This window comes from Hwanghaeella sp. 1Z406 (genome assembly GCF_048892425.1).
GTDB lineage: Bacteria > Pseudomonadota > Alphaproteobacteria > UBA8366 > Aestuariispiraceae > Pacificispira.
The window spans coordinates 94,171-104,075 of the sequence record NZ_JBLZHU010000004.1 but is presented as its reverse complement, the minus strand read 5'-3'; the positions used below and the strand labels follow the sequence as shown (position 1 = coordinate 104,075).

Below are 9,905 nucleotides of genomic sequence, written 5' to 3'. Positions count from 1 at the left end.
GCTCCAAGGTAAGACTGGCCCCCAGCCATCGCGGTGCAATTGGGGTTACTTTTTAGGGGCGGGCTCGTGTTTCAATCAGTATGGCGAACGGTTTTCGGCAATTGGCCGATGACCAAGCGGAATATGTTCCTGGTGATCTTGCTGGCGATGGCTACGATCGCAGGGGTATTTTCCTTGATCACACGGGTCACCGTTCTGGACCTGGATTACAACAATCCGTTTCGTCTGGCGGTCGTTGGCCCGATGGAAGGGCCAGATGCTGCGATTGGCGCGACCATGGTGCGTGGCGCAGAACTGGCCGCTGATCTGGTGAATGAATCCGGCGGGATTCGGGGGCGCGCCGTCGTGGTTGAAGGAATCAACGACGGGAATACGGTCGCCGACGCGGTTGAAGCCGCCCGCGATCTTGCGGCGCGCACGGATGTCGTTGCGGTCATTGGTCATTGGAGTCCGCAAGCAACCGCGGCTGCGGAACCGATCTATGAAGCCGCTGGCGTGCCGATGATATCCACCGCGCCAACGACGGCGCGCAGCGATGCGGCATCTGACACCCAATGGGTATTTCACACCGTCTATGATGAATTGTCCCAGACGCGGTTTCTGGCGAATTATTTGCGCAATGTGATCGGTCAGGAAACGGTGTCTATCATTCATGAAGACACTGCGCGCGGGCGCATGCTGGCAGAGGCGTTCGATGCGACGTATCGCCGGTTTGGGACCAAGGTCCTTAATTTCTGGTCCTATAATCCAAATGATTTGGGAGCCCTGTCAGATCGTGCAACCGCCATTGCACAAGAAATGCGCGACAAGAAACTGACGGGCGACATTTTCGTTCAGGGCGGTGCGCCCCAGGCCGCGCGGATCGTGACCGGGCTGCGGCAGGGCCGCGTCCGCAATGGCATTGTCGGCCTTTCCAACATGGCGACAGGTGCCTTTGTCTCCGAAGTTCAGTCGATCCTGCCGGAAGGGGAGCCCGCAGCCTCCATTACCAATGGCATCTTTGTCACGACACCGCTGTTGTTTGATACAGCGACAGAAGTTGCCCAGAACTTCCGAACAGACCATTTGGCACGATATGGCACCGCCCCGGATTGGGTCGCGGCATTCTCCTATGACGCAGCCCGGATGGCCGTGGATGGCATTATCGCAGATATTGGGCAAAGCCCGTCTGACGAAGTCCCGGCGGATGCAGCGGATATCGGTGCATTGCGGGGTGCAGTCCGGGATTTCCTGGCAGGTCTGGACCATCCGGAACGCAGCCATCGTGTTGTCGCAGGGGAACGGTATTTCGGAAAGAATGGGGCAAATACAACCAGTGTTCAGATTGGTCTGTATAACGGTTCCAGCATGATTTCCGCGCTGACCCAGTTACAGCCTATTCTGGAACGCGGCGTGACCGGTTTCCTGGATCTGGTTCAGGAAGGCAAGGTTCTCTATGTGAATGATAAATTCATGTATAAGACCAATGTCGTCTATACCGGCGTTCAATTGTTGAATGTTGAGCCGGTTCGGGAAGGGCCCAGTGATGATCAGCAAATACTGGAAGATCGGTACAAGATCGATTTTCTGATCTGGTTTAGATATCGCGGCGAATTCGAACCTCAAGATGTCGTCTTTTTGAATGCGGTTGAACCGATCCATTTGACCGATCCGGACAAGACAGGCCTGGATGGCGATCTTAAATATGTGTCATATCGCGTCTCAGGCCAGTTCAAGACAGAGTTTTCCAATATCAAGCATCCCTATGGCACGGTTTTGGCCGGGCTGGGTTTCCATCATCGTCTGCTCAGTCGCAACAATCTGATGTATGTGACCGATGTATTGGGCATGGGATTGGTAAAGACGCGCAGCGACGTACAGCCCCTGGTGGTCAGCAATTCGGGCGGCAATAATGAAGCGGGCTTAGAGGACGAGGCGTCCGATTGGCTGGCGTGGCTTGGCATTGATGAATCATCCCTGGACATCGCTGCCTTGTTTGGTGAGGGGCCCAGCGGTGACCCTTTGCTGGATGGCCTGCAGTCCCGGCGAGTCTTTGCCAGCCTGCCGGATTGGGCACCGGAGCGCAGTTGGATTTCGCAGGAAGTCTATCAGGGAACGGGGGAAGGCGACCCCGCCTTTGTTGGCTTTGGAAAGCAGGCGGCTGAATTTACGCGCATTGATCTGGGGGTTATACTGGGACCGGCGGGTTTGGATCCCGCCGATGCCATTCCTTACAACTGGTTCGTCTATCTGTTTATATTTGCGGTCGTTGCGCTGTTATTCGCAGCCATTATGGACCGCAAGGACCGGGGTCAGTTCTGGCGGTTCCAGACCTTGGGGATCCGCGTGATTGGCTGGCCGGTTCTTTTGATTTCTGCTGGAACCCTGCTATTGGATTATTCCGCCCAAACCCTGCCGGATGCGGTTACCGATGGCATCGTGCTGTTCTTCGACTGCCTGTGGTGGCTGATACCGGCGCGCCTTCTGGTCATCAGCCTGGAGCGATTTGTCTGGGTTCCGATAGAGGAACGATCAGGTCGCCGTATTCCCAATGTGGTGCGATTGTTTGGGGCAGGCACGATCTATCTTTTGGCCATCTTTGGTGTGATCGCCTTCGTTTTTGATCAGCAATTGACCAGTCTGCTGGCGACATCAGGCTTGCTGGCCATGATCATTGGTCTGGCTATTCAGGCCAATATCGCAAACATCTTTTCCGGCATCGTGTTGAATATTGAACGCCCTTTTAAGGTTGGCGATTGGGTGATGGTCGGGGATATGATCGGGCTGGTCACCGACATTACCTGGCGCACGATGCGGCTCAGCACCCGGGATGGCTATAATGTCAGCATTCCAAACGGTCAGGTCTCTGAATCCCTGATTCAGAATTTCTCCACCGGCGACATGGTTCGGTTCAGCGCTGAATTCTTTGTGCCGGAACGGTATCGACCAGATGAGGTCGAACGCTCAATCAAGGCAGCTGAACAGCCGGTCCGGGATAAATTGTCAGACGCCCTGGGCCGCAACGACGCGCTGGATATGTACACCTGGCGGTATGATGGTGTGAAGGTGTTCGAGCTGGGCCTGTTCCATCGATATCGCGTGGATTTCTGGATCGATGAATATGACGACTTCGAAATTGTGCGCGATACGGTCTATGCCGTTGTTTTTGATCAGTTTTGTATTGATGGGATAGAACAGGGACCGGCGCCGACGGAAATCTCGCTGATGCGCCACGAAAAAGCGGATGCCTTACCCGCCGGGCGGACGATAACCGCTGATGGTCCGGCAAAATAACGATGAAGGATCAGGAAGCCCTATCGGGTTTGTCAAAGGTGACAACCCGGGCAAAGAAGGCGCGGCGCGTGTTGTGGTGGCGCAAGCCTGACGCAATACCCAACTGTTCCAGCGGGTCGCGGATATAGTCGCTGTAATAGGGCTCATGGAACGCCATGGGAAAACGATCCAGCAGTTTATCATAAGGGCTATGATCACCGATCTGAATGGAATCGACGATAACCAAACGCCCGCCCGGTCGCAGGACGCGGGCCATTTCCGCCATCACGCGGCGGCGTATCTTTCGCGGTAACTCATGGAACAGAAAAATGCAGGTCATCAGGTCCGGCCCCATATTATCCGCCAGGGGTAACTGTTCGCCCTTGCCCAGCACCATGGAAAACGCACCGGGCCAGCGCCGCAGATTGTTTCGTGCTTTACGCAGATAGTTCTCACTCATATCCAGGCCCATCACGTGCAGGGCGGGATGGGCGCGCTTGGCATCATGCAGGAACCTGGCGGTGCCACAGGCGACATCCATCAATTGCCGGCCTTCCGCCCTATGGACGCGCAGCCAATCGCCAATCGGGACAAGCGCCTGTCGACGCATCGCATCGGCACCACCTGTGAAAAGAACTTCAACCTGATGGTCATACAGGGCGGCACTGTCATCGGTCAGCCAGCCGCCAGATTGGTAATGGAAATTCTGCATGTAATATCGGGGGCGTCGGGCCGTGGTGACATCCTGAAAAACGTCACTATTGGCTTTCAAACGACGCCGCAAATTGACCGCGGGGACATCCCTGATGAACCGTGCGGCATTGCGTAGCATCTTGATCGGGGACGCTAGAATATCTGCAGGGGGCGGGTAATAGCCGTTTTCCACATTCTGCCAGTCCTGGCGCTGCAAACCGCGCAAGTCTCTCAGAATTAAGGGCCAGCCGGGCAACGTTCCAGGCGCTGGAGAAGGGCCATCAAGCGGAGGGGCCAGGCGTTGCGCCAGACTATATTGCGCCCCGAACCATAAGGTCCGTGACGTCTGAGCAGCCCCAAACAGGGCGCGACCGAATAGTGACATATGCTGTCTCCCCAAATACGTCGCTTTAGGATATGGGGCGGATTTGCGCGGGCTCAATCGCTATTCTGCGACAAATGCGCGCCGGTAATGCTTTTAACCTGTGCCGCGATCGGGTAGAGAGTCGCAAAATTCAGCATAATCAGGAAGGGTATCCCGTGTTCAAGACGCTCGATGATTTTGATTTCGATGGAAAAGTTGCTTTGGTGCGGGCGGATCTGAATGTCCCGATGCGGGGAGATACCGTCAGTGACGCGACCCGCATTGAACGTCTGCGCGATACCATCGATACGTTGATCGATCGTGGCGCGCGCGTGGTTCTTATGTCGCATTTCGACCGGCCTAAGGGGAAGCCTGTCCCGGAAATGTCGCTGGGCCCAATCGCCAAGTCCGTGGGAAAGGTTCTGGGTCGTTCTGTTACTTTTGCAACAGATTGCATTGGCAGCACGGCAAAAACCGCAATCGACAGCATCTCTAAGGACGGAATCGTCGTTTTGGAAAATCTGCGGTTCTATCCTGGCGAAGAAGCGAATGATATGGAATTTGCCAAGGAATTGGCTGCCCTGGGTGATGTTTATATAAACGACGCGTTCTCTGCAGCTCATCGCGCCCATGCGTCCACGGTCGCTATTGCCACTTTGTTGCCGGCTCTGGCCGGTCGCAATATGCAAAAAGAGCTGGAAGCGCTGGAAGCAGCCCTTGGCAATCCAGAACGCCCGGTGGCTGCCATTGTTGGCGGCGCGAAAGTGTCTACCAAGCTAGCAGTCCTGGAGCATTTGGTGGAACGGGTCGATCTGTTGATTATCGGCGGGGGCATGGCCAACACGTTCCTGTATGCCATGGGTAAAGACATCGCCAAAAGCCTGTGCGAGAAGGACCTGGCCGATGTTGCGCGGGGTATTCTGGCCCGTGCGGATGCGGCTGGATGCCGGATCGGCTTGCCCCATGATGTTACGGTAGCTTCGGAATTTGCGTCTGGCGCAGAGTCTGAATCTGTCGCATTGGATGCGGTTCAAGCCCATAAAATGATTCTGGATATCGGGCCGGAAACAGCAGACGCGCTGGCGGCAGAATTGGAATCCTGCAAAACCTTGATCTGGAACGGCCCGATGGGGGCGTTTGAAATTCCACCGTTTGATGCCGGGACTGTGGCGCTGGCAAGGAAGGCCGCAGAATTGACAGAGGCTGGGAAACTGATCTCCGTAGCAGGCGGGGGCGACACGGTCGCGGCCCTGATGGCGGCCGGTGTGGCAGACAAGTTTACCTATGTCTCAACGGCGGGGGGCGCCTTCCTGGAATGGATGGAAGGGCGCGATTTGCCGGGTGTGTCGGTCTTGAAGCAATAGGATTTAGCCCCATTCTGATTGTAAGCCCTGTGCAGACGAATGGAATGGGAGATAAAAATGTATCCAGCGCGATTGCTTTTTAGCCGATCCGTTATCGCGGCGGGAATCGCCTTATGCGCAACAATGGCGCAGGCGCAAACACCCGATCAGCCGGGCGACGTATTCGAAATTCGCGCCCAAGATCTGCCCGCCCCATTCGCCACTCAGTCTGTTGGCAACAGTTCTGATACCGTTGCAAGGGACGGGCGTATCCCGATTGCGCCGGATGGCTACACGGTCACCTTGTTTGCAGCGGACATCACGGGGGCCCGCAATCTGGTCGTGGATCAGGACGGTGCGGTCATCGTGGCGCGCAGCCGGGCGGGCGTCGTGACCCTTTTGCGGGACAGAAATGGCGATGGCACCGCTGATCAGCGTGAAGAAATTGCCAGTGGTTTCAACCGCCCCCACGGGTTGGCTTTACATGATGGGTATTTATGGATTGCTGATCTGGACCGGCTTTATCGTCTGAAATGGGGACAGCAATGGGGCCGGGTTGAGGAGATGAGTCCGCGCGGCGTATTTGGCGGGACCGGTGGGCATTGGACGCGCAATATTGCATTTTCCCCAGATGGTAAGACCCTGTATGCATCCATTGGGTCGCGTGGAAATATCGCAGAAGAACCGTCCCCGCGCGCAACGATTCAGCGGTTTTCCGTGGCGTCAGATGGAAAGATAGAGGGCGGGGAGACGTTTGCCAGCGGCCTTCGAAATCCAGTTGGAATCGCGATAAAGCCAGGCACCGATCAACTCTATACCGTGGTGAATGAACGCGACGGTCTGGGCGATGGCCTGGTTCCAGACTACTTCACACAGGTTCAACAGGGTGATTTTTATGGCTGGCCCTATGCTTACAGCGGGCAATATCCACAGCCGGATTATGCCGACCGGCGCCCGGACCTGGTTGCCCAGTCGAAACTGCCGGATGTTTTGTTTGAGTCTCACAGCGCGCCAATTGGCCTGACCTTTCTGGCGGATGCAGGTGTTCCAACAGACTGGCGCGATGATGCGCTGGTCGCGCTGCGGGGTAGTTGGAATGCGGCAGTGCCAACTGGATACAAGGTGGTTCGGGTCGAGATTCAGGAAGGTGTCCCCACCGGGCGATATATCAATTTTCTAACGGGGTTTCGTGTCGATGCCCCAAATCCAGATGCGCCGTCACCGGCAAAAGTTTGGGGTCGGCCTGTCGGTGTTGCCGTGGGGCCTGATGGGGCGATTTATGTCAGTGATGATACAGGCGGAACGATCTGGCGCATTTCAAAATAATTCTGTGCCGTTAGAAATTTATTAACATCTCACAGTTAAGTATCCCCGCATACGTTAACTATCATCAGGATGCTTACACTATGAATGTCGCAGGCGTTGAATCAAATACGTTGCTCATGGCGCAGTCCGTGATTGGTGCGCGGCAAATCGCACAGGATCCCGCTGGCACAGCCCAGCGCGATCGCGCGTTTAACAGTGGAGATGTCGCCCAAAGGCGGCAGACGCAAGCGCCGCAAGTGCAAAATGCTGTGACAGCTGTTGCAGCAAATGATGCTGGACCAACGGCGCTGAAAAACAAAACTCTGCCTAAGGATGCGCAATCGGATGCCCGGGCGCTGGTCACAACATCGCCGCAGGCGGACTCTTCATCCCCGCGCCGCGGCTCTGTTGTCAGTTTTTACGCGTAACTTTACGCGACTGAAATTACCCGTACATCACAGTTTGGATGTTTTGTAACCAACTGCCGCACGGCAATATCGTCGGTCGTGTAAAGCTCTTGGTCGTCCCAGGTCACGCGAAACAGCAGCTTCGCGTCCCAGTCCAGGGTTTCGGCCCGGGGGGCATTAATAGCCTGTCGCGCGGATTCTGCCCGTGCAATGGACAATTCGTCGCGATAGGCGTGCTTTTCACCAACATACAGAGTGGTCATTATACTACCCTCCTTTCGGGCCGGTCCGACGGGGCTGGGAGGAATTCCCAGAACTTTGTCTAGACCAATCGTTTAAAGGTTGCGCACGTCGTGCGCTTCTGATAGGAAGATAGGCGCACTTGGTGCGCAGATCAAGGGAAATTTACGCGCACTTTGTGCGCTTTATGTGAGAATTGTTACAAACGGTAATTGGTTACCGCAACTAACACTGTTTTAAGCCTGCTCAGAAAAAAGGAATGACACCGGTGAAACCCGCTGAATTCAAGCGTTGGCGCAAAAGCGTCGAATTATCCCAAAAGGATGCAGCCCATGCTTTGGGGTTAAAACGCCGTGTCGTGCAATATTATGAAAAGGGCGAAAGGGATGGGAAGAAAATAGAAATCCCGCTCACCGTCCGGCTGGCCTGTGCCGCCTATTCCGCCGGTGTGCGGGATTATCATGGGCCAGACATCCCGGTGAAGGCGACGCCCGACTCCCCGGTGCCGGATGCTATTCCGCCGGTTGCTCCTGAATAACAGGGCAGGTCACGCCTGTGCCGCCCAGCCCACAATAGCCGCCGGGATTCTTTGACAAATAGGCCTGGTGGTAGTCTTCAGCATAATAGAAGTCGGGCTTGTCGACAATTTCCGTCGTGATCGGTCCCATGCCTTTGGCCTGCAATGCTTTTTCATAGGCACCCTTGATTGCTTCGGCTTCTGTGCGTTGGGCATCGTCATAGACATAGATGCCCGACCGGTATTGCGTTCCGGTATCATTGCCCTGGCGCATGCCCTGGGTCGGGTTATGCGCTTCAAAGAACCGGCGCACCAGATCGCCATAGGAAATCTGGCTGGGGTCATAAACGACCAACACCACTTCGTTATGGCCGGTCTGACCGCTGCAGACCTCCTGATAGGTTGGGTTGACGGTATAGCCGCCGGCATAGCCGACCGCCGTACTGTAGACGCCGCGCGTCTTCCAGAAGATCCGCTCAGCGCCCCAGAAACAGCCCAGGCCAAACAGGGCGGTTTCCGTGCCGTCCGGGAAGGGGCCAACAATGCGGGTCCCCAATGCATGATGGATCGGGTTCACACGCATCTTCTCCAGGCGACCCGGCAGGGCATCCTTCGGATTGACCATCTGGGATTTTTGCGCCTTCGCAGCAGAATTCATGAAAAACATAGTGGCCTCCTTAGAAAGAACACACTTCGTGATCTCTAAGATAGGGCTCAGGCCTGCCGCTTCAAAGGGGGATCGTCCAGACTGGGGCAGTTCACACGGTCTTTTGATCAAAATGGGGGACAGGCAGGCCCATATCAACCGGTAGAGGCGGCTTGCGGGTAATACAAATCAGGCCATAGACAGGCTGGCGCTTCTCCTGGCGTAAAACGCGCCGCTCCAACGAGACCAGGTCAAGCAGGGCGGCGGCGATCCAGGGGCGCAGGCGGGTATCGCCATGGCGATAGCGATGGCCTTCCCCCAGTTCAATCTGTGTGTCCTCGCCGGCCTCGACGGTGAAGACGAAGAAACCGCCCGGCGACAATGCTGCGGTCGCGCTTTGGAAGACGGGCGCCAGGTCCCCGATATAGTTCAAAACATCCCCTGCGGCGATCAGGTCATAGGGTTGCTCGTCGATCAGCCAGGCATCGTTCAGCAGGTCCCCTTGGCGCACGGAATCATACAGGCCGGTCGCCACCGCCTGAACCAGCATGCCCGATGACAGGTCCAGCCCATCCAGCCGACCGGCAGCCAGCCGTAAAGATGGCGCAATCAATCCCGTGCCACAACCCAGGTCCAGAACCCGCGCAGGATGGGCCAGGTCGGGCAGTATTTTATGGACCGCTTGGGCGATCGCTTCGGGCCCCCGATAATCCAGCTTGTCCTTCATCTTGGAATCGAACCGCCGCGCCTCTTGATCAAACAGCGCCTCAACATAGGCGGCAGGCAGGCGATCTGGTGTCGGGGCCGCCCCCAACAGGGTCAGTCGAATGCGTGCCCCCATTCGGTCCGCGGGCTCCAGGGATAAGCATGTGCGATAGGCGGCTTCAGCCTGTGCCGCATGCCCGGGCAGCTTTTCCAGATTTTCGGCCAGGGCAAAGTGGGCCTCCACCCAACCGGGTGCCAAATCACAAGCGGCCTGCAAGGCCTCAACGGCAGCGGCATGGTCACCATCCCCCGCCAAGGCGAGGCCTAAATCCAAACGCCGCTCGGCGCGCAGACGATCATCGGACATAATGCTTATAGACCTAGAAAGAGCAGTCATGCCAAGGGGCACGACTTAAGCGCCTAAATGATCCTG

The 9,905-nt window shown here is 56.3% G+C and carries 9 protein-coding genes; 5 read left to right on the top strand and 4 right to left on the bottom strand.

Annotated elements, in window-relative coordinates; genetic code table 11:
* Positions 1-66: 66 nt before the first annotated feature.
* Entirely contained in the window at positions 67-3,273 is a 3,207-nt protein-coding gene (locus ACOSDR_RS09880) for an ABC transporter substrate-binding protein (protein WP_420731113.1), read from the top strand.
* 10 nt (positions 3,274-3,283) lie between these two features.
* Here ACOSDR_RS09880 and ACOSDR_RS09875 read toward each other — a convergent pair whose 3' ends face one another.
* On the bottom strand, positions 3,284-4,330 hold the full coding sequence (locus ACOSDR_RS09875) for a class I SAM-dependent methyltransferase (protein ID WP_420722768.1): 1,047 nt from the start codon (positions 4,328-4,330) through the stop codon (positions 3,284-3,286).
* A 155-nt stretch (positions 4,331-4,485) separates the two neighbouring features.
* Between ACOSDR_RS09875 and ACOSDR_RS09870 the strand changes: the two genes are divergently transcribed.
* The 3 genes from ACOSDR_RS09870 to ACOSDR_RS09860 all read left to right on the top strand — a co-directional run bounded on the left by ACOSDR_RS09870 (position 4,486) and on the right by ACOSDR_RS09860 (position 7,385).
* A complete protein-coding gene (locus ACOSDR_RS09870) occupies positions 4,486-5,673 on the top strand; it encodes a phosphoglycerate kinase (protein WP_420722769.1) in 1,188 nt (395 codons plus the stop codon).
* 57 nt (positions 5,674-5,730) lie between these two features.
* Positions 5,731-6,978, top strand: a complete 1,248-nt coding sequence (locus ACOSDR_RS09865) for a PQQ-dependent sugar dehydrogenase (RefSeq protein WP_420722770.1) — start codon at positions 5,731-5,733, stop codon at positions 6,976-6,978.
* An 80-nt stretch (positions 6,979-7,058) separates the two neighbouring features.
* Positions 7,059-7,385 carry a hypothetical protein gene (locus ACOSDR_RS09860; RefSeq protein WP_420722771.1) on the top strand — a complete coding sequence of 109 codons (327 nt, stop codon included), beginning with the start codon at positions 7,059-7,061 and terminating at the stop codon, positions 7,383-7,385.
* Positions 7,386-7,387: 2 nt separating this feature from the next.
* Here the strand turns inward: ACOSDR_RS09860 and ACOSDR_RS09855 are convergent, their stop codons facing one another.
* Positions 7,388-7,627 (bottom strand): hypothetical protein, encoded by a 240-nt coding sequence (locus tag ACOSDR_RS09855; protein WP_420722772.1) that lies wholly within the window; start codon positions 7,625-7,627, stop codon positions 7,388-7,390.
* A gap of 245 nt (positions 7,628-7,872) precedes the next feature.
* Here ACOSDR_RS09855 and ACOSDR_RS09850 point away from each other — a divergent pair, with 245 nt between their 5' ends.
* On the top strand, positions 7,873-8,142 hold the full coding sequence (locus ACOSDR_RS09850) for a helix-turn-helix domain-containing protein (protein ID WP_420722773.1): 270 nt from the start codon (positions 7,873-7,875) through the stop codon (positions 8,140-8,142).
* Here the strand turns inward: ACOSDR_RS09850 and msrA are convergent.
* Both msrA and ACOSDR_RS09840 read right to left on the bottom strand, forming a co-directional pair.
* The gene (gene msrA, locus ACOSDR_RS09845) at positions 8,117-8,779 is read right to left on the bottom strand and encodes a peptide-methionine (S)-S-oxide reductase MsrA (RefSeq protein ID WP_420723125.1); all 663 of its coding nucleotides are present in this window, start codon (positions 8,777-8,779) and stop codon (positions 8,117-8,119) included. The genes ACOSDR_RS09850 and msrA overlap by 26 nt on opposite strands.
* Before the next feature lie 100 nt (positions 8,780-8,879).
* Complete coding sequence (locus tag ACOSDR_RS09840) at positions 8,880-9,839, bottom strand: methyltransferase domain-containing protein (RefSeq protein ID WP_420722774.1); 960 nt, start codon at positions 9,837-9,839, stop codon at positions 8,880-8,882.
* Between the last annotated feature and the right edge of the window lie 66 nt (positions 9,840-9,905).